Origin of the sequence: Streptomyces sioyaensis (genome assembly GCF_004122735.1) — a bacterium.
Taxonomy (GTDB): Bacteria; Actinomycetota; Actinomycetes; order Streptomycetales; family Streptomycetaceae; genus Streptomyces; species Streptomyces sioyaensis.
Genome location: NZ_SDIF01000001.1, coordinates 125,593 through 145,228, shown reverse-complemented (window position 1 = coordinate 145,228; position 19,636 = coordinate 125,593). Strand labels below are relative to the sequence as shown.

Sequence of the window (19,636 nt, the reverse complement as noted above, 5' to 3'; positions counted from 1 at the left end):
CCGCTTGAACGCGTGACGGCCGGTCACTCGCCGTGGTACAGCCTGTCGACGTCGACCAGGAGAACCTCGCCCCGGGCTTCCGCAGCCCGCAGTTCCGGACCGAACCCGCCCCCGCTGTAACACGCCGGCACGGCCCCGCCGACGTCCTCGCCGGACGTGCTGAGGACGGACAGAATATGGCGCAGCCGTTCCAGGTGATGGATGTCCATGGTCTCGTTCCAGCGGGCGAGACCGACCGAGAGCAGGGCTCCGGGCCGGCCGTCCACGTTCCCTCGTACCGCCACGTCCACGTCGAGCCGGGTGGACCCCACAGGGCCGGAGACAGCGCCGCGCACGGCCGTTTCGGGGTCCCCTTCGAAGGTGCCAGGACCGGCGTAGGCGGTGGCCCAGTCCCGGCAGATCTGGGCAAAGCGGGGGGCTGCCACGGCGGAGTCGAACGTGGCGCGTGCGTGTTGCCACACGGTGGCGGTGTCGCCCTGCTCGATCGCGGCGCGATGGGGCCAGGCGACGGCATGCTCGAAGGCCAGCAGCGGCTCGGCGATGCGGTAGCGGGTCAGTGCGGGCCGGAACGCGTCCGGCTCTGCGTGCAACAGCCCACGGTTCTGCAGTACGGCCAGGACGTGGGAGACGTCGGTCAGCTGGGCTCCGAAGCATTCGGCGATCTCACCGGGCGTGGAGCGGCCTGCTGCGATCGCGACCAGCGCGGAGTGGGACAGCGCCCGGTCCGCGTGGTTCTCCTCCTCCAGCAGATTGCGCGCCTCCCAGAACAGGGGGACGCGGGGGTTGAGGACGGTTCTGCACACCCATGCGTCGAAGTCATGCGGGCCGGCAGGGGCGTCGTCGCACACAAGGTCCCCCCGATAGGCGGGAGTGCCGCCCACGACGGCATGTACCTGCACGGCAAGCTGTGGGGACCGGATGCCCCAGAAGCGCGCCGCTTCGCGGAAGTCGAACGGTCGCACCAGGAGCTCCAGCGAGGCGATCCGGTGCAGGGACGACGGGCCGGAGAAGAGCCTCCGCATGAGGGAGGGAGTCCCGCCGCTGAGGATGAGGCGGGCCCGATTGTGCCGACGCACCTGGTGAAGACGGCGGTAGGCCCGGTGAATGACGGATGGCAGCGCCGGGCTCGGGCCCACAAGGTCGGGGAAGTTGTCGATGATCACGGGGGTCGGGTGCTGATCGCCCAGTGCCAGCAGCGCGTCCACCGCATCCTCCCATCGCTGCCAGTGCGGTGGATGCGTCGCCCGAGTATGTTCCCCAAAACGCTCGGCGAGGCGGTGCAAGGTCTCGGCCTCCGCCGCCGCATGCCCGTCGAAGTAGAAGCCGTCAGCGGCCTTGGCAATGGCTTCCAGCAGAAAGGTCTTGCCCTGCCGGCGCCGGCCGGAGACCAGGCCGAGCGTGGCCCCAGGACGCGGGTCGCATACGAAGCCCACCAGGTCGGCCCACTCCACGTCTCGGTCAAACAATTGATCGGGCTTCGCCGGGTGGGCGGTGGCATCCGATGGCGACACGGCCCGCTCCCCTCGTTCGGCGGCCGACGGCGTCGTGGTCCATTCAGTACATATCCGATGCCGTGTCCACGCCCTGCCGACTGGTCCGTCCGGGGTACCCGAGGAACTGTCGGTACGTCACCGGGGCGAGCCGGGCGATGAGTCCGGAGCTGTATCGGATCAGGTCGGGGCTGTCGAGTTCGTCGTTCCCGAACCGTCGCATTTCGGCCCGGGCGAAGTGCTTCACGGCATGCCCGGCGCGTTGCAGTTGCCTGGCCGGGTCCTGTGGGAAGTCATCGTTGGCCGCTGCCTTGATGAGCTCCTTGAAGTGGTCGACGACGAGGGGGAGTTCGCGGGCATCCGGACGGCGTGCCAATTCCGTCCTGAGCTGCGCCTCCCGCGCTCCCCAGTCGGCGGCGGCCAGGCCCGCAGGTGATCCGTCCACACGACGGTCACGGGGCGCGTCATCGTGTACCTCCGGGGGAGCGAAAGCATCCTTGCCTCTCCACGCTGCGCGGAGTGCACGGCCGAGGGGATGGGCCGCAGGGCCTCATCGCGGGCCGACCGGCCCAACGGGTGGCGCGGACGGAGTGCGCGTGGCACGGCGTACTGCGTCGACCGACGTTGCCGATCAGCAGACGAAGGGGCCGGACGGCCCCTGCCCGGCACGGACGGCCACGCGCAAGCTGAAGGTGTCGTAGCGGCCGCGCGACGGCAGTCCGTACCGAGGAGGCGTCATGGAGCACACCCCGTGCACGGTCAGCGATGTGATGACTCAGACGGTGGTGGCTATCGGTCAGGAGGCGCGTTTCAAGGAGATCGTCGAGACGATGGAGCAGTGGAAGGTCAGCGCCCTGCCTGTGCTTGTGGGGGAAGGACGGGTGATCGGGGTGGTCTCCGAGGCCGATTTGTTGCTCAAGGAGGAGCTCCGGGAAGCGAACCCCGACCGGATGGAACAGCTGCGGCGATCGGACGGGGTGCGCAAGGCCGGCGCCCTGACGGCGGGGGAGCTGATGACTACGCCCGCCCTCACGGTGCAAGCCGGCGACTCCCTCGCGCAGGCGGCGCGGACGATGGCGTACAAGTCCGTGAAGCGGCTTCCCGTGGTCGACAGCGGAGGGCTGCTCCAGGGCATCGTCAGCCGCTCGGACCTGCTGAAGGTCTTTCTCCGGTCCGACGAGGACCTGGCAGCGGAGGTACGTGCGGAGGTCGTGAACCGGCTGTTCTCCGATTCCGCAGAGGAGATGTCGGTCAGCGTCACCGATGGGGTGGTCACGCTCAGCGGCCAGATCCGCAACAAGTCGCTCCTCTTCGTGGCGGCACGGCTGGTGCGGGCGGTCGAGGGGGTCGTGGATGTGACGTTCGACCTCAAAGGAGCGGATCCCGAACGGACAGGGCCGGTGGTGGGCCGCCACTTCGAGCATCCGTAGGGGCCCGTTCACGGGGGAGGAGAACTGCACGATGCGCGGCCGGCACACAGAGCCGTCGGGAGAGCGTCGGTCCCTCCGGACGGCACCGGACGGTCCTCGGGCCGATGGCCCACGAGGACGGATCGTAAGAGGGAGAGGCCGTGAGGAATGGAACCGCCATGACGGACACAGCCTCCGGTGCGCGAGAGGTCTGTGCACTGCTGTCCGATGGAAGTACGGTCCGGCTCCGTCCGGCGCGCCCGGACGATCGTGGACCGGTGCTTCGGCTCTACGGGGACATGTCCGAGGACAGTCTGCGCAGCCGGTTCTTCGTGGTGAGCCGCCGCTCCGGCGAGCAGGCTGCCGACCGGCTCTGCGCGCCCCCAGAAGCCGGCCACCGCACGCTGGTGGCGGTACAGGGCGACCGGCTCATCGGCGTCGCCGAGTACGAGCTCGGCGACGACGCCACCTCCGCCGAGATCGCCCTGGCGGTCGCCGACGACTTCCACCGCCGAGGCGTCGGCACTCTGATGCTGGAGCACCTCGTCCACATCGCCCGCGAGAACGGCGTTTCCGCTTTCACCGCCGATGTGCTCGCCGACAACCACCTCATCCATAAGGTCTTCGCCGACCTCGGCCTGCGCGTCACACGTCAGTACGACGGACCCACGGTACGCGGGGTCATCCGGCTCGAACCGGGCGAACGTTATCTGGCAGCGGTGGACAACCGGGGCCGCACCGCCGGCACCGCGAGCTTGCAGCCACTTCTGCGTCCCCGCTCCCTCGCGGTGATCGGAGCCGGAACCCGATCGGGTTCGGCCGGCCGGGCCGTACTGCACAACCTGCGTGAGGCCCACTTCAACGGGTCGCTCTACGCAGTGAACCCGCACGCGCACGCCGTGCTGCGCATCCCCGCCCACGCATCCGTCACCGACCTTCCTCACCCGCCCGACCTCGCCGTCATCGCGACACCGGCTGCCGCTGTCTGCGACACGGTGGTCCAGTGCGGCAAGGCCGGAGTCAGAGCGCTGGTGGTCCTGGCATCCGGTCTGGACGACGGCGCGATCGCGGAGCTGACCGAGGCATGCCGCCACTGGGGTATGCGGATGGTCGGCCCCAACTGTCTGGGCATTGCCAACACGGAGGAGTCCGTTCGCATGGACGCGACCTTCGCCGTGACGAAGCCGGTGCCGGGTACCGCGGGGGTCGCGGTGCAGTCCGGCGGAGTGGGCATCGCGCTTCTCGACGGGCTCTCCCGCCTGGGTATCGGCATTTCCAGCTTCGTCTCGCTCGGTGACAAACGCGATGTCAGCAGCAACGATCTTCTGCAGTGGTGGGAGGGCGACGGCAGGACCGAACTGGCGCTGCTGCACCTGGAGTCGTTCGGGAACCCTCAGGCCTTCTCCCGTACGGCGCGGCGTGTTGCCCGCCGTATGCCGGTGCTCACGGTCGATGCCGGGCGCTCGGAAGCAGGCCGTCGTGCTGCCGCCTCGCACACGGCGGCAGCGGCAACCCCCACCATGACCCGCCGGGCACTGTTCACCCAGGCCGGCCTGACCGCCACCCGCACCCTTGGTGAGCTGCTGGACACCGCGGCGCTGCTGCACTCCCAGCCGCTTCCTGCGGGCGGGCGGGTCGCCGTGGTCTCGAACGCCGGGGGCGCCGGAGTGCTGGCTGCGGATGCCTGCGTGGATGCGGGACTGACCGTCCCCGAGTTGCCGTCGGACCTCGGGGGGAAGCTGCTGGCCCTGTTGCCGGCAGGTGCCGGTGCCGGAAATCCGGTCGACACCACACCGGAAGTGAGCGCGCAGGAATTGAGCGAGTGCGTAGGCCGGCTTGCGCGCTCCGGAGCGGCGGACGCCGTCCTGGTTGCACTGGTGCCGACCGCTTTGAACGCGGCTGTCGGTGCCGATCTCGTCACTGCGGCGACATCAGCGCCCATGGGGCGTCCCGGCGTACCGCTTGTTGCGGCGCTGCTCGATCAGCCGGAGCGCGTCCGCTTGCTGCGCACGGAAGACGGTCCGGCGGTGCCTTCCTACGGCGAACCCCAGTCGGCGGCCCAGGCTCTGTTCCATGCCGCTGAACGGGCACGCTGGCTGGCCAGGCCACCGGGCAGGAGCGTGGAGCCGGCAGGCATCGACGGGCCGGGTGCACATGCCCTCGTGGAGGCATTTCTCGCGCGGGATCCGGTCGGCGGCTGGCTGGATGCGCGTGAGACTGCACGGCTCCTCGGCTGCTACGGCATCCCCCGGCTGCCGCAGGCATGCGTCACCACGGAGCGGGAGGCTGTCGATGCTGCTGCACGCCTGGCGGGGCCCGATGGTGCGGCGGTGCTCAAGGCACAGGGGCCCGGGCTCCTTCACAAGAGCGAGCGGGGCGCCGTCCTCCTGGAACTGCGCGGGGAGTCTCAAGTGCTGGCCGCCTACCGTGATCTGACCCGCCGCCTCGGCACCGCGATGACCGAAGTTCTGGTCCAGCCGATGGCTGCCAGTGGCGCGGAGCTGCTGGCCGGAGTCGTCCAGGACGAAGTATTCGGAGCGCTGCTCCTCTTCGGCCTCGGCGGGACCATCAGCGAGCTGCTCGCCGACCACGCCGCGCGCCTTGCCCCGCTCACCGACACCGATGTGCACGAACTCGTCACCGCACCCCGGTACACGCCCCTGCTGTTCGGCTACCGGGGCAGCAGCCCGGCCGACATCGCGGCCTTGGAGGACCTGCTGGCACGCCTCTCCCGGATGGCGGACGACCTGCCCGAGCTTGCCGAGGCGGAATGTAATCCGGTGATCGCCAGGCCGGATGGCGTCACTGTCGTCGATGCCCGGGTGCGCCTGCTGCCGCGCCATGCGCGTGACCCCTACCTGCGCCGGCTTCCGTGAGGCCGGGCACGAGCCGAGAGAGGGCAGGAGATGAAGCGCCGACAGGTGGGAAGCGTCATGACTGGGGATGTCGTCCGCGTGCGCAGCAGGACATCCGCCCAAGAAATGGTGCGATTGCTGGCGGAGTACGACATCAGCGGCCTGCCCGTGGTGGATGGCGATGACAAAGTGATCGGCGTGGTCTCCGCGACGGACCTGGAGCCCGAGGGGCGCAGGACCGGCTGTGGCGCCAATCCCGATGCCGGCCAGTTGATGTCGGTTCCGGCTCGCACGGTCCGTGCCGATGACTCCGTTGTCCGTGCGGCCCGCCTCATGAGCGCGAGCGGAATCGAGCGGCTTCCCGTGGTGGATGAGGAGGCACGGCTCGTCGGCATGATCACACGGCGCGATGTGCTGCAGATCTTCGCCCGTCCGGACTCCGCAATCCGCGACGAAGTGATGGACGAGATCGTGGTGCGGGCGTTGTGGCTGAGCCCGCGGAGCGTAGAAGTGTCGGTCCACGACGGTCTGGTGACCGTTGCGGGGAGTTTGGAGAGCAGCGGCCAGGTGGCCGTCGCCATACGGATGATGCGACAGGTGGACGGCGTCACTGCCGTGGTCAATCGCCTCACCTACCGGCGTGAGGCTCCTTACCAAAGGCCGGTGTAGCCCGTCGTCCGCCTCGCGGTCCCGCGACGCGGTGTGCCGTACCCTTCGCGCGACGCGGCAGCTCGCGGCGGTTCACCTCTGGGGGTGGTGCCACTGTGAGTCCGCCTCCGCCCATTCCTTCTCCCACTGCGCGTAGCGTCGGCGGTTCAGCAGGTGCGCGCCGGCCCGCTCCGCGCCGAGGAGGACCACTCCGGTGCCGGACGCCGCAACGGTTCCCATCGCGATGCTTTCGGCGAGGGAACCCTCCGGACTGACGGGGTTCCGCACCACGGAGCCGTGCCGGTCGAGCCGGACGGTGGTCCGGTCGCCTGCCTTCACGCCCGGTGCCACGGCCGCCTCTCCGGTCCGGACCGTGCCGTCCGGGGCCGTCCATCGCACCGTGGTATGAGGTCTGCCACCCGCGCCGCCCAAGGGCTCTACACCGATGCTCGCGGGAGGATCTTTTGTCACCACCGCGGAGACGGTGTGCCACTGGCGGCTCTGCTGCTGTGATGCGTCGTCCACTGCGCTCCCGGCCACCGCGCCTGCAGCCGGAGCCAGCACGGCAATGAGTACCCCCGTGGTCAGAATCATCCAGGATTCCGCCACGTCGGTGCTGCGTTTGAGGGGGCTGCGCTGCCAAGGCCAGCGGATCTTCGAGGGAGGCATCATGCACCTCTTTCTCCTGTAGTCCGACCGTCGCATGCCCGGCGAAAAGAGGAGAGGGGCCGAACGGGCCCACCCGGAGGCTGTGCGGGTGCCACTGCGCGGCAGGTGTGGGGGCCGTTCAGCCCCGGCACGGCGGCTGCATCAGAGCTGAGCAGTGCGGTACGGCGAGCGTCACCCCGAAGGAATGCGCAGCGGTACTCGCCACACCAGTCTTGTGCCGCCCTCGGACGGTGACTCCAGGGTCATCTCACCGCCCAGGCTCTCCGCCCGCTTCGTGAGGTTGCGCAATCCGCTGTGCCGGCCGTCGCCCGCCGTGCCCACACCGTTGTCCTTCACCGTCAGTGTCAGGCCTCCGTCACGAACGACCAGTGCGACGTCCGCAGCGCTGGCGTGTGCATGCCGTGCGATGTTGCTCAACGCCTCGCCGAGCACGGCAGGCACATGCTCGGCGATCTCGGCCGACACATCTGTGTCGATGAGCCCCTCCATGTGAAGCGCCGGTGTGAAGCCCAGCGTGCGGGTTGCCTGCTCCACCACTGTGACTGTCCGGACCCGCAGGCCGTGGGCGGCCCGGCGGGTGTCGTGCGTGCGGAGCCCGAAGATGGTGGACCGGATGATCTTGATCGTCTCGTCCAGATCGTCCACGGCCCGCAACAGGCGTTCGCTGGCTTCCGGATGATCGACGAAACGCAGCGCACTTTGGAGCGTCATTCCTGTGGCGAAGAGACGTTGGATAGCCAGATCATGCAGGTCACGCGCAATGCGTTCGTGGTCCTTGAGCAGGGTCAGCTGCTCGGCGCCCTGGCGTTGATCAGCCATCTCCATGGCAAGGGCCGCCTGACCGGCAAAGGTCAGCAGTGGCTTGGCCTCCGGTTCGGTGAACGGATCACGACCGCGGAGCCGGGCCAGCAACAGCACGCCGTGCACCCGCTCGCCGGCGGTCATCGGAACGGCGACCGCGGGCCCAAGCCCGGCCCACCGCGGCGGGCCGGCGGTGATCCTGGGATCGTGCTCGACATCGAGGCTGATCAACGAGCTTCCGGCAGTGAGTGCCGCGCCGGCGAATGATCCATGGCGGGGGAGGAGCAGACCGCGGTGTGCCTCGGCATCCACACCGATGGCGAGCGCCACCCGCAGGTTGTCGTCGTCCTCGGGCAGCGCCAGCACACCGAGGTCGGCGGAGAGGATGCGCACCGCGTGGTCCACGATCGTCTCCAGGACGTCGGCCCCGCCCGCTCCGGTCAGCAGCCCCGCGACGATCTCGCCGTTGGCCGCCAGCCACTGCTGGCGGTAGCGGGCCTCCTGGTACAGTCGGGCGTTCTCGATGGCCACACCGGCTGCCACCGCCAGCGTCGACAGCATGGTCTCGTCCTCGGCGTCGAATTCCCTGCCCCCGCGTTTCTCGGTGAGGTAGAGATTTCCGAAGACCTTGTCGCGGACCTTGACAGGTACCCCGAGAAACGACCGCATCGGTGGGTGATTCGGCGGGAATCCGTACGACGAGGGGTGTTCGCCCAGCTCGGCAAGGCGCAGCGGCACGGGATGGCGGATCAGCTCTCCCAGAATCCCGTGGCCCGCCGGCAGCTCGCCAATGGACTCGGCCTCCTCCTCGGTGATTCCTACCGTCAGGAACTGGGAGATGCGGGAGTCGTCACCGAGCACGCCGAGCGCCCCGTATTCGGCGTCCACGAGCGCGGCCGCGGCCTCGACGATGCGGCGCAGAACCTGCGGCAGCTCCAGTCCCTTGCCCACGGACAGCACCGCTTCGACGAGCAGACGGGGCAGTCCGCCCCCGCTCCGTTCCACCGTCTGGAGGCGTTCTTGCAACTCCTCCGGAAGCGCCACGACCTGCCTCTCCGTGGCTCCGAATCGGCCAGGCATCTCTTCACCCACCACGCCCTCCGATGTGGCCGCCCAGGCGGTGCGGTCACACCACCCACGGTAGTGACCGTGGACGGATGAGCACCCTGAACGGTGGACTGTTCGGTCCCCTCGTAGCGCCCATCGGCTCATTGGCCGGAAGGCGGACCATGGAGCAATCTCGATCACACGGCAGATACGTACCGCTCGCCGCCGGTGAACGTGGTACGTCTGCCCTCCGGTGCTCCGGCGTCAGGACCCGGTCAGGACGGTTTCCTTTCTCCGTCCGTTCCCGAAGGAAGGGCAGTCATGGAGCCGGAAATCGTCACTGTCGGACTCGACGGCTCACCAGAAAGTCTGGCAGCTGCACAGTGGGCAGCCGACGAAGCCGACCGGCGGCACTTCGTGCTGCGGCTTCTCCATGCCTGGAAACTGCTCGCCGCCGAAGTGGCGGACACACCGCCCGATCGCGATCAGAACGCCGGTGCACGACGGATCGTGCGCCAGGCCCTGGAAGTGGTGCGCGAACGCCATCCGCATCTGCAGATCATTGAGGATCTGGTGGGCTCCGAGGCCGAGCCCGCACTGCTGCGCGCTGGGGAGGAGTCGCGGATGGTCGTGCTGGGTTCGCGGGCTCTCGGCGCGTGGGAGAGCTTTGCGCTCGGCGATGTCAGCCTGGACGTCATGGGCCGGGCCGACGGGCCGGTCGTCCTGGTCCGGGCGAGCGAACGTGCGCAACCGGACGCTGCTGAGTCCACGGGTACCCCCCATGGCGCAGCATCACGGATCGTCGTCGGCGTGAGCCTGAATGGACCCTGCGAACCGCTCCTCGCATTCGCTTTCGACGCCGCGGCGAGTCGTGGAATTCCGCTACAGGTGGTACACGGGCGTCCGCTCCCTGTACAGGCCTACGCGCCCTGGGGCGTGGACCCGGATGCCGCGGCGGAAGTCGTCAGGCAGGCGGACGGTGAGCTGCGGGACGTCATCAGTCCGTGGCGTGCCCGCTTCCACGACGTTCCGGTGGAGCTGACCGTGCTGCCGGAGAGCGCGACCCGGGCCATTGTCCAGACGGCCCCGGAGGCCGGACTCCTGGCCGTCGGCCGTCGACGGCACCGACCGTTTCTCGCGCCGCGCGTCGGCCCGGTCGCGCACGCCGCCATCCACCACGTGACCTGCCCCGTGGCCGTGGTCCCCCACGACTGAGTACGGCGTGCAGCAGTCCCGCGGCAGCACGGCAGGAAGGGGTTGGTTTTTCCCCCAGGGAGGGCCCGACCGGCCCCGTTGAGGAGCCTGAGGCCAGGGCTTCCGGCCGCCAGACCCTCCGATCACTGTCCGGCAACAGCGCGGTGCATGATGTCCTCCTCAATGCGTTGGACGAGCGGTCCGACGGCGGCTGCGACCTGCGGTGACAGTCCAGAGCCGAGACTGATGTCGGCGACTTCGACGACGTAGACGAGCAGCTCTCCGGGCAGCCGGTCCAGTGCGTGGGCGAGCCGGACGGTGTCGTCGAGCGCGAAGCCGTGCGAGCCGGTCTTCCCCCGGGGTGTGCGTGGGATATCGCCCCCGAGCCGTAGCCTCTGCACGCGGCCGGGCCGGGCCGGGCGAGCGCGTGCGGCGTCCACGACGATGGCCAGGTGGACGTCTTCCCAGGCGCTGATCAGCCGCGTCGGATCGCCGTCGGTGCAGGTGAATCTGATGCCGTGGGGGAGCGGGTTCTGCTTCCTGCGTTGCGCGAGGTCGGCCACCACGGTCCAGCCCACGCCGTCGTCGCGGCGGTAGGCATTGCCGACACCGATGACGGCGATCCGCGCAGCGGCGGCAGAAGTCTCCATGGCGTGATGACTTCCCCGCCTGGGCCTGGAAGCTCCGATGCAGCGGTGACGTGCTGCTGTCCGGGCCCGTCCGGGTGGTCGACGGGGGCCGTATGGGCCACAGGAAGGCCCGTCGGCCATGCGCTGGATCAGTGCGGACACACACTGGCCGCGTTGGCATGCGTATGCCGGAAGGCGGGCGATGACGGGCGACGGAAGCACCGCGGTGATCGGCAAGGACGGGCTGGATGCGCTGATCAGGGCCTTGGCCGCGCGTGGTCGTACGGTCATCGGGCCGACCGTGCGGGACGGGGCCATCGTGCTGGCCGAGATCGCCGAGGGTGCGGAGCTGCCGTACGGCTGGGGCGTCGAACTGGAAGCCGGGCACTACCGGCTGCGCCCGCGCGAGGACGGCGCGGCGTTCGCGCACAGTGCGGGACCGCAGTCGTGGAAGACATATCTGCACCCGCAGCGAGAGCGGGAGTGGAGCGTCGACCGCGGGGCCGACGGCGGGCTGACGGTGACCGAGGACGACGCACCACCGCCGTCGTACGCGTTCCTCGGGGTGCGCCCCTGCGATCTGCGGGCCATCGCCGTGCAGGACCGTGTGCTGGCCGGCGGTCCGCACACCGACGGCCGCTATCGTGCTCGCCGTGAGCGGGCCTTCCTGGTGGCCGTGGAGTGCACCGAGCCGGGCGCCACCTGTTTCTGCACCTCCATGGGCTCGGGGCCCGGTGTCGACGGTGGCTACGACCTGGCGATGACGGAGGTGATCGACGGCGGTGGCCACCGGTTCTGGCTACGGGCCGGCAGCGACGAAGGCGCATCCGTGCTGGCCGAGCTCCCGCGCCGGCCCGCCGACCATGCGACCGAGTGCGCCGCCCGGGAGAGCGTCGCGGGCGCGGCCGACCGCATGGGGCGCAGCATGCCGCCCGTGGACCTGCAGCTGCTGATGCGCGACACTTTGCACGCCGAGCGCTGGAACGATGTCGCCTCGCGCTGCCTGACCTGCGGCAACTGCACCATGGTGTGCCCGACGTGCTTCTGCACCACCGCCGAGGACGTGACCGACCTCAGTGGGGACCACGCCGAGCGGTGGCGGCGCTGGGAGTCCTGCTTCGACCTGGAGTTCTCGCATCTGCCGGGCGGACCGGTACGCGCCTCCGGGCACAGCCGCTACCGACAGTGGGCCACCCACAAACTCGGCACGTGGTACGACCAGTTCGGCAGTTCGGGCTGTGTCGGCTGCGGGCGGTGCCTCGTGTGGTGCCCGGTGGGCATCGACATCACCGAGGAGGCCCACGCCCTGAACGCGGAGCGCCAGGCCGCCGGCGGCCCGGAGGGGGCCGCTCCATGACGGCCGGCGGGCACGGCTTCCTGAGTGCACTGCCCCCCGGCCCTCGTGACCAACTGCTCGGCTTCGCCCACGACGTGTCCTTCCCGGTGGGCCGGCGCATCTTCGACGAGGGCGGAGCGGCCGATCGGTTCTGGATCATCCGCTCCGGACGCATCGCCCTCGACGTGCAGGAACCGGGCCGCGGCGAGACGGTCGTCGAGACCCTGGGCGAGGGGGAACTGCTGGGCTGGTCCTGGCTTTTCGATCCCTACCGCTGGCACCTGGGCGCACGGACCCGGAGTGCGGTCGAGGCGTACGAGTTCGACGCGCAGCAGGTCCGGGAAGAGATCGACGAGGACCCCGTTTTCGGTCTCGCGATCACGCGGTGCGTGGCCGCGGTGGCCATCGGCCGACGGCTGCGTGCCGCCCGTACCCGCCTTCTGGACCTGTACGGCCCGCCCGGCGGCAGAGCCGTGGCGGCCGGCGGGGAAGCACCATGATGGCTGCTCGCCCGTACCTGGTGCCGCTGCCGTACCGGGTGGTAGGACGCACGGAGGAGACTCCCGACACCGCCGAGATCGTCCTGGAACCCGTGGCATCGGCACTGCCGTCGTTCGGTCCGGGGCAGTTCGCGATGGTGTACGCGTTCGGCGTCGGCGACATCCCGCTGTCGCTGAGCGGCATCGACGGGCACCGGCTGACCCACACCGTCCGAGCGGTCGGCGCGGTCTCCCGAGCCCTGTACAACCTCCGGCCAGGGGGGACCGCCGGGGTGCGAGGCCCGCTGGGAATCGGTTGGGACCTGCTCGCAGAAGCCGGACGTGACCTGTTGGTCGTCGCCGGTGGTCTCGGACTCGCGCCGCTGCGGCCGCTGGTGCGTGACGCGCTCGCCGCACCGCAGCGATTCGGGCGTCTGAACATCCTGATCGGTGCCCGAACCCCCGGCGACCTGGTCTGCGCCCGCGACATCGACGACTGGCGGAAGGCCGGAGCCCGCATCCAGGTCACGGTCGACCGCCCCGACGACACCTGGCAAGGGGACGTGGGCGTGGTGACCGCCCTCCTCGACCGAGCCGATTTCGACCCGGGCAACGCGACCGCGTTCGTCTGCGGGCCCGAGGTGATGATCCGGGCCACTGCCCGCGAACTTGCCCATCGTGGCCTCGACACGGACCGGATCCGGATCTCCCTGGAACGGACCATGCACTGCGGCACCGGCCACTGCGGCCACTGTCAGCTCGGCCCGCTGCTCTTGTGCCTCGACGGACCGGTGGTCACCTGGACCCGAGGCGAACCCCTCCTTGCCGTACGGGAGTTGTGACATGACAGCGGTGCAGGAGAGAAGTCCTCGGCTGGCCGTGTGGAAGTTTGCCTCATGTGACGGCTGCCAGCTCACCTTGCTGGACTGCGAGGACGAACTCCTCGGCATCGCCGGGCGGGTGGAGATCACCCACTTCCTGGAGGCTTCCAGTGCGCCCGGCCCGGGACCGTACGATCTGTCACTGGTCGAAGGATCGGTCACGACCGCCCAGGACGCCGAGCGGATCCGGCGGATCCGCGCAGCGTCTCGCCGTCTGGTCACCATCGGCGCCTGCGCCACCGCGGGCGGCGTCCAGGCGCTGCGCAACTACGCCGACGTCGCAGAGTTCCAAGCCACCGTCTATGCCCGGCCGGACTACATCGAGACCCTCGCCACCTCCACCCCCATCAGCGCACATGTCCCGGTCGATTTCGAACTGCGCGGCTGCCCCATCGACCGGGGGCAGCTCATCGAGGTCATCACCGCATATCTGGCCGACCGGACGCCCGACGTGCCCGCCCACAGCGTGTGCTTCGAGTGCAAGCGGCGAGGCACCGTCTGTGTGACCGTCGCGCACGGCACCCCCTGTCTGGGGCCGGTCACCCACGCCGGCTGCGGCGCACTGTGTCCCACGTACAACCGGGGCTGCTACGGCTGTTTCGGCCCGTCGAACTCGACCAACTTCCCCTCCTTCATCCCGCTGTTGCGCCGCGATGGCGTAGAGACCCTGGACGTGGTGCGGGTGCTGCGCACGTTCAACACTGCCGCGCCGGAGTTCGAGGAGGCCGTGCGAAAGGAACTCCCGGAGTGACCCGCCGCGAATCGAAGGTGCTGCGGGTGGAATCGCTCGCCCGTGTCGAAGGGGAGGGGGCGCTGCACCTGCGCCTCGTCGACGGGGAAGTCGCCGCGGCTCAGCTGAAGATCTACGAACCCCCGCGCTTCTTCGAGGCTTTCCTGCGCGGACGCTCCTACACCGAGCCGCCCGACATCACCTCGCGGGTGTGCGGGATCTGCCCGGTCGCCTACCAGATGAGCGCCTGCCGCGCGGTCGAGGACGCCTGCGGCACCGTCGTGGAGGGGCAACTGGCAGCGCTGCGCCGACTTCTCTACTGCGGCGAGTGGATCGAAAGCCAGACCCTGCACATCTACCTGCTGCACGCCCCGGACTTCCTCGGTGGCGACAGCGTCATCGACCTCGCGCGTACCCACCGCACCGACGTGGAGCGGGGCCTCGGTCTCAAGCAGACCGGCAACGCCATGATGGAACTGCTCGGCGGCCGCGCCATCCATCCGGTCAACGTACGTCTCGGCGGCTTCCACCGAGTACCGACGAAGTCGGAACTGCGGCCCCTCGCAGAACGGTTGAAGCGTGCCCGGGATGACGCGGAGGCGACCGTGCGCTGGGTGGCCGGCTTCGACTTCCCCGATGCCGGCATCGACACCGAGTTGCTCGCGCTCGCCGAACCCGGCGCCTACGCCATCGAATCCGGGACCCCCACGGCGATGGCCGCCCCGGGCTCCGCCGGCCTGCCCGCGGACACGGACCGTGCGCTGCCCACCCGCACCTTCCCACTCGACACGTTCATCGATCACGTCGTCGAGACCCAGGTGCCGCACTCCACCGCCCTGCACTCCCTGCTCGACGGGCGCCGCCACCTCACCGGATCGCTCGCCCGCTACGCCATCAGCGGCCGCTGGCTGCCGCCCGAGGTACGCCAGGTCGCACGGGAGGCCGGACTGGGCGACCCATACGAGGGAACGGTGTGCCGCAACCCGTTCCGCAGCATCGTCGTACGTGCCATCGAGGTGTTGTACGCCGTCGGCGAGGCCCTGCGCCTGATCGACGCCTACGAACCCCCGCCCGGCCCGTATGTCGAGGTACCCGCACGGCAGGGCACCGGACACGGTGCGACGGAAGCCCCCCGTGGCCTCCTCTACCACCGCTACGCACTCGACCTCGACGGCACCGTCACCGAGGCCGCCCTCGTCCCGCCGACCGCCCAGAACCAGGCAGCGATCGAACAGGATCTGCGCCGCACAGTGCAAGAACGCCTCCGTGCCGGTGACCGTCCCACCGATGACGAGCTGACCGCCCTGTGCGAACGAGTGATCCGCAACCACGATCCGTGCATCTCCTGCTCCACACACTTCCTCGACCTGACCGTCGAGCGCGAGGCCTGACAGCGCGGCCGGTTTCGTGCAGCCCCCTGGAGTGGGGAGCCCCTCGGGCGCTGGGGGCGCCGGGATGCTCCGCGGTTCGGCCAGTCAGGCGCCCAGCACCACGCACAGTTCCCGATCGTTGCCGGTCCGCGCCCGGATGGGTGTCCCGGCGTCTTGACGTCGAAACTCAGATCCGCGGTACGACCGCGACGGGGCAGGGCGAATGGTGCAGAACGGCGAAGACGACGGGGCCGAGAAGCATCGGCGTGCGCTGCATTCGACGCCCGACGACCAGCAGACTCGCCTGCGAGCAGGCCCCCACCAGCACCGCTGCCACTCTGCCCCGTTGCACGTGTTCGATGACGTGAACAGTGGGGAACTGCGCCCTCCACGGCGCCAGGATGTCAGCCAGCTTCTTCTCCTCGTCGGCGGCGGGTTCCTCTTCAACCGGTGACGGGGTGCGGGCAGTGGGCGCAAAACCGACGAGTGCAGGGGGTTCCCACGCCCGCACGGCGCGCACGCTGGCGTGATGGGCCTCGGCGGCGGCGAACGCAAAATCCAGCACTGCCTCCCCCTGTGTCCCGGCCTCCTGGACGCCGACCACAATCCCGGGCCTCGCGTAGGCGGCGCCCTCCTCCCGCACGGTGACGACCGGGCACAGTGCGCGTCCCAGAACGTGCAGGCTGACAGAGCCGAGCAGGAAGCCGGAGATTGCACCGTGCCCACGCGATCCGAGGACCATCATCGCGACCCGCCCACTGCGGTCCACCAACGCGTCCACCGCCCGCTCGGAGACCTGTTCGGTCGTCACCGAGATCCCCGGATGCAGCTCAAGCGCCATGGCTTCGGCTGAGCCGAGCACCTCGGCTCCGTAACGCTGCTTGTTCGCGGCCTCCTGAGCGATGGGGATGTTCAGGGGCTGGGAGACCCAGGAATGCAAGAGGTGAAGCGAGAAGCCCCGGGCCGCCGCCTCCTCGGCGCCCCAGTGGACCGCCGGCACGCTGTTCCCCGTTCCGTCCAGTCCTACGACAACAGAACCGCCCATGACGTACCTCCGCCACAGTCAGGGCTGCGGGGTTCACTCTTCCTCGTATCCAGCATCGGGGCGGCGCTGACGCAGACCCATGGGCCGGTCGGGACCTACCAGGGGACATACGGCGCGCTGGGGTGCCGAGGACCCGGCCGTGGCCCTGTGGGGCGAGGCATCCGGGACGAAGCGCCGGAGAGGCGGCCGGGGTGGCCCGGGCTGACATCAGGGCCGTTCGGCCCCTCGGCAGAGCCCGAACGGACCTCCTCCGAGCTGCCTGTGTGCGCTTTACTGAAGGTGACGAGGAGGACATGGAGACGCGGAGCAGCGGAGCGAAACCGTGCACCGCGCAATCAGGGCCCGCGAGAAGTGGGCAGTCCTCCTCGCCGCTGTGCGCTTCCCGCCAGGCGATGGGTCAGCCGTCGCTCTCCTCGGAGGGAACGACCGCGACGGTACACGGGGCGTAGTGCAGCATCGCGTGGTTGACGAGTCCGAGCTGCAGTCCCAGCACGTTTCTTCGCCGTTGGGCCCCCACCACCAGCAGATTCGCCTGGGAAGCGGCCTGCAAGAGCGCCGGGCGCGCACGACTCTCGACGACGATGCGACGCACGGCCAGATCAGGATGCGCGGCCGTGAGAGGTGAGAGAACTTCGTCCAGCCGCTGCTTCTCCCGCTGCTCGTGGAAAATCCTGCTCTCGTCGAACCGACCGCTGCGCGCGGTAGCGCGTTCCCGGTGAGGCCTCGTCCAGGCATGCACCACTTCGACTCCGCAGCTGCGGAGAGCGGCTTCTGCGAACGCGAACTCGACGGCCGCAGCGGTTCTGCTCCCCGGCTCTCCCAGTCCGAGCACGACCCATCGGTCGCCGGCGGCCGCCGAAGCACCCTCACGTTCCACGATGACGGGGCAGTGGGCACGAGCCGCGACTGTCAGGCTCACCGACCCGAGGAGGCTGCCGGACAGACCGTGCCCCCGGCTGCCGACCACGATCGCCGCGGCATGGTCGCTCGCATCGACCAGCGCGTAGACCGGGTCCTCGTCGCACTCGTCGGTGGTCACGGCCACTCCTGGGGACCGCAACCGTGCCCGCTCTTCAGCGAGGGCCGCTATGGTCCGGCCGGCGCGGACGGGGCGGAGCTGCCGAAGCCTGTGGGCAGGGCAGGCAGGCCCTTCATAGGGCGCCCATCTCGCGGCAGAGCCGTCGATTCCTACGACCAGAGGAGACTCCATGCGGTCACCGCCTGACGGGGAAGAGTCCTGCTGGTCAGCTGCCATCGTGCGGCTGGGATGAAAGACGTAACAGGGGCTCAATGGCCCAACAACGGACTGGTCGGCCTCGGGTCGGGAGGGCATGTGGTGTGGCCCTGTGGACACATGCGGGGGTGGCCCTGCGGATCGGAAGCTGGGGGGAGAGCACGAGTGTGCACGGCGGTGGTGGGCGCGCCGGCCGGATGTCGCATCGCGGAGGTAGCCATGAGCAGCCAACCGAAGGAAAGCGGCCGCATCGTCGTCGGGGTCGACGGGTCGCAATCGTCCAAAGAGGCACTGCGCTGGGCAGTACGGCAGGCGGAACTGACCCATGACAGCGTCAATGCGGTGATCGCGTGGGAGTACCCGCCCCTTTATGGTTCGATCGGCTGGCTCGATGCGCCGCAGTCACTCGCGAGCGACATGAAGGTGTGGGCAGGGCAGACGCTCGACGACGCCATCAGGGAGGTCGTGAAAGAGGGCGGCACGCCGAGGGTCGAGCCGACTGTGGCGTACGGAACGGCGGCGGCCACGCTTCTTGAGGCGGCACGAGGCGCCTCACTTCTGGTGGTGGGCAGCCGCGGACTGGGCGGCTTCAGCGGGGCGCTCCTGGGATCGGTCGGTCAGCACTGCACCCAGCACGCCCCTGCCCGGTTGTCGTCATACGGAGCCAGTGAGATCGAGCGGGTCAAGCCCGGCTGCCGCCGGCCTCTTGCCACGCCCCGGCCGGCGGGAGCCTTCCTGGCCTGTGCATCCCGGACCGCCGCGATAGCCACCCCGACCGGTGAACGGCTCAGCCTTGGGGTCCATCGGCCCACCACACCGCGCCGAACAGCCCTTGTCTCGCATCTCGGTCGGGTGCGCACTCTGTTGGTGACCGGCAAGGCAAGGCCGACACGTCGTCGGCCTGGAACCGGGAGAGTGCCATGACCACCGCACCATTGCTCCATGTGCTTCCACCGGAGGGACGCGCACGCCTGATGCAATTTGCCCGCGAGGTGACCTTTCCGGCAGGAACGCGGATCTTCGAAGAAGGGAAGCCCGCCGACCGGTTCTGGATCGTCCGCACAGGTTCGGTCAATCTCGATATCCATGAGGCAGGACGACCGCCGGTGGTCGTCGAGTCACTGGGCCATGGCGACCTGCTGGGATGGTCATGGCTCCTGCCGCCGTACGCCTGGCGGATGGGTGCGGAGGCCTTCACCCCCGTGCGGGCGTACGAGTTCGACGCGACGGCGGTGCGGGCTTTGTGCGAGGCGGACCCGGCCCTCAGCCTGGCGGTGACCCGTCGCGTCCTCGCCGTCGTCGCCCGCCGCCTTCAGGCCACGCGGCATCGTCTGAGCGACATGTACGGCCCCAGGGCGAGCACCATGCCGGCCCCGCCGTGAAGCGGCACGCGCCTGCGACAGCGATGCTGTGCCCGCCACCTCATCACAGCAGCCGCCCGACCTTCGTCTCCGGCCGGCCCTGCTCCCTGGCGGCCGACCGTGCGACGGTGACGGAAAGGGCACGTTGCTGCGGGCGGGGCGCGATGCGTCCGCGGTGGTCGTGGGCTCGCCTGGGCGCGGCGCATTCACCGGCCTGTTGCTGGGGTCGTCCGTGGGGCTGGCCGTAATCAGCCCGGTCCCGGTGCCCGGTGATCGTCGTGCGTGGAGACAAGGCGGGACTGGAAGGGACGCACGAGGGCGTCCTTCTCGGTGTCGGTGATTCGGCCCAAGGCTCGGAAGCCCTCAGGTTCGCCTTCCGGGAGGCCGAGTTCGCGGCTGCACTCTCGAAGCCGTGCGCGCCCGGCGCCGCCCCGCACACGAGACCACGGACCATCCGC

At 69.7% G+C, this 19,636-nt stretch carries 18 protein-coding genes; 11 read left to right on the top strand and 7 right to left on the bottom strand.

Annotation, left to right across the window (positions count from 1 at the left end):
• Nucleotides 1-23: 23 nt before the first annotated feature.
• Together EST54_RS00645 and EST54_RS00640 are read right to left on the bottom strand one after the other, a co-directional pair.
• Nucleotides 24-1,511 carry an AAA family ATPase gene (locus tag EST54_RS00645; RefSeq protein WP_129243599.1) on the bottom strand — a complete coding sequence of 496 codons (1,488 nt, stop codon included), beginning with the start codon at nucleotides 1,509-1,511 and terminating at the stop codon, nucleotides 24-26.
• A 43-nt stretch (nucleotides 1,512-1,554) separates the two neighbouring features.
• A complete protein-coding gene (locus tag EST54_RS00640) occupies nucleotides 1,555-1,935 on the bottom strand; it encodes a hypothetical protein (RefSeq protein ID WP_129243596.1) in 381 nt (126 codons plus the stop codon).
• A gap of 292 nt (nucleotides 1,936-2,227) precedes the next feature.
• Here EST54_RS00640 and EST54_RS00635 point away from each other — a divergent pair, with 292 nt between their 5' ends.
• The 3 genes from EST54_RS00635 to EST54_RS00625 all read left to right on the top strand — a co-directional run bounded on the left by EST54_RS00635 (nucleotide 2,228) and on the right by EST54_RS00625 (nucleotide 6,423).
• On the top strand, nucleotides 2,228-2,920 hold the full coding sequence (locus tag EST54_RS00635; protein ID WP_129243593.1) for a CBS domain-containing protein: 693 nt from the start codon (nucleotides 2,228-2,230) through the stop codon (nucleotides 2,918-2,920).
• Between the two features lie 158 nt (nucleotides 2,921-3,078).
• A complete protein-coding gene (locus EST54_RS00630; RefSeq protein WP_129243591.1) occupies nucleotides 3,079-5,775 on the top strand; it encodes a bifunctional acetate--CoA ligase family protein/GNAT family N-acetyltransferase in 2,697 nt (898 codons plus the stop codon).
• Between the two features lie 57 nt (nucleotides 5,776-5,832).
• Nucleotides 5,833-6,423, top strand: coding sequence for a CBS domain-containing protein (locus tag EST54_RS00625; protein ID WP_239013856.1), 591 nt, complete (start codon nucleotides 5,833-5,835; stop codon nucleotides 6,421-6,423).
• A gap of 72 nt (nucleotides 6,424-6,495) precedes the next feature.
• On the opposite strand, the gene EST54_RS36330 is transcribed toward EST54_RS00625, so the two are convergent.
• Nucleotides 6,496-6,996, bottom strand: a complete 501-nt coding sequence (locus EST54_RS36330; RefSeq protein ID WP_455343354.1) for an Rv1733c family protein — start codon at nucleotides 6,994-6,996, stop codon at nucleotides 6,496-6,498.
• Nucleotides 6,997-7,242: 246 nt separating this feature from the next.
• Nucleotides 7,243-8,952, bottom strand: a complete 1,710-nt coding sequence (locus EST54_RS00615) for a sensor histidine kinase (protein ID WP_129243727.1) — start codon at nucleotides 8,950-8,952, stop codon at nucleotides 7,243-7,245.
• Between the two features lie 288 nt (nucleotides 8,953-9,240).
• Between EST54_RS00615 and EST54_RS00610 the strand changes: the two genes are divergently transcribed.
• Nucleotides 9,241-10,134, top strand: coding sequence for a universal stress protein (locus tag EST54_RS00610; protein ID WP_129243585.1), 894 nt, complete (start codon nucleotides 9,241-9,243; stop codon nucleotides 10,132-10,134).
• 122 nt (nucleotides 10,135-10,256) lie between these two features.
• Here EST54_RS00610 and EST54_RS00605 read toward each other — a convergent pair whose 3' ends face one another.
• Nucleotides 10,257-10,763: a hydrogenase maturation protease gene (locus EST54_RS00605; protein ID WP_129243582.1), complete on the bottom strand. Its 507-nt coding sequence runs from the start codon at nucleotides 10,761-10,763 to the stop codon at nucleotides 10,257-10,259.
• Between the two features lie 181 nt (nucleotides 10,764-10,944).
• Here EST54_RS00605 and EST54_RS00600 point away from each other — a divergent pair, with 181 nt between their 5' ends.
• Genes EST54_RS00600 through EST54_RS00580 form a run of 5 tightly spaced genes read left to right on the top strand, consistent with a single transcriptional unit; the run spans nucleotide 10,945 to nucleotide 15,559 of the window.
• A complete protein-coding gene (locus EST54_RS00600) occupies nucleotides 10,945-12,099 on the top strand; it encodes a 4Fe-4S dicluster domain-containing protein (protein ID WP_129243579.1) in 1,155 nt (384 codons plus the stop codon).
• Entirely contained in the window at nucleotides 12,096-12,578 is a 483-nt protein-coding gene (locus EST54_RS00595; protein ID WP_129243576.1) for a cyclic nucleotide-binding domain-containing protein, read from the top strand. Before EST54_RS00600 ends, EST54_RS00595 begins: the two co-directional genes overlap by 4 nt.
• Complete coding sequence (locus EST54_RS00590; protein WP_239013858.1) at nucleotides 12,575-13,399, top strand: FAD/NAD(P)-binding protein; 825 nt, start codon at nucleotides 12,575-12,577, stop codon at nucleotides 13,397-13,399. Before EST54_RS00595 ends, EST54_RS00590 begins: the two co-directional genes overlap by 4 nt.
• A gap of 1 nt (nucleotide 13,400) precedes the next feature.
• Entirely contained in the window at nucleotides 13,401-14,189 is a 789-nt protein-coding gene (locus EST54_RS00585) for an NADH-quinone oxidoreductase subunit B family protein (protein ID WP_129243573.1), read from the top strand.
• A complete protein-coding gene (locus tag EST54_RS00580; RefSeq protein WP_129243570.1) occupies nucleotides 14,186-15,559 on the top strand; it encodes a Ni/Fe hydrogenase subunit alpha in 1,374 nt (457 codons plus the stop codon). The genes EST54_RS00585 and EST54_RS00580 overlap by 4 nt, the downstream gene beginning before the upstream one ends.
• A gap of 166 nt (nucleotides 15,560-15,725) precedes the next feature.
• Here the strand turns inward: EST54_RS00580 and EST54_RS00575 are convergent, their stop codons facing one another.
• Together EST54_RS00575 and EST54_RS34225 are read right to left on the bottom strand one after the other, a co-directional pair.
• Entirely contained in the window at nucleotides 15,726-16,583 is an 858-nt protein-coding gene (locus tag EST54_RS00575; protein WP_129243568.1) for a universal stress protein, read from the bottom strand.
• Nucleotides 16,584-16,980: 397 nt separating this feature from the next.
• The gene (locus EST54_RS34225) at nucleotides 16,981-17,793 is read right to left on the bottom strand and encodes a universal stress protein (protein WP_239013859.1); all 813 of its coding nucleotides are present in this window, start codon (nucleotides 17,791-17,793) and stop codon (nucleotides 16,981-16,983) included.
• A gap of 243 nt (nucleotides 17,794-18,036) precedes the next feature.
• Between EST54_RS34225 and EST54_RS36090 the strand changes: the two genes are divergently transcribed.
• Together EST54_RS36090 and EST54_RS00560 are read left to right on the top strand one after the other, a co-directional pair.
• Nucleotides 18,037-18,741, top strand: coding sequence for a universal stress protein (locus tag EST54_RS36090; protein WP_392567414.1), 705 nt, complete (start codon nucleotides 18,037-18,039; stop codon nucleotides 18,739-18,741).
• Between the two features lie 50 nt (nucleotides 18,742-18,791).
• Entirely contained in the window at nucleotides 18,792-19,199 is a 408-nt protein-coding gene (locus EST54_RS00560) for a Crp/Fnr family transcriptional regulator (RefSeq protein ID WP_372448280.1), read from the top strand.
• Nucleotides 19,200-19,636 lie beyond the last annotated feature (437 nt).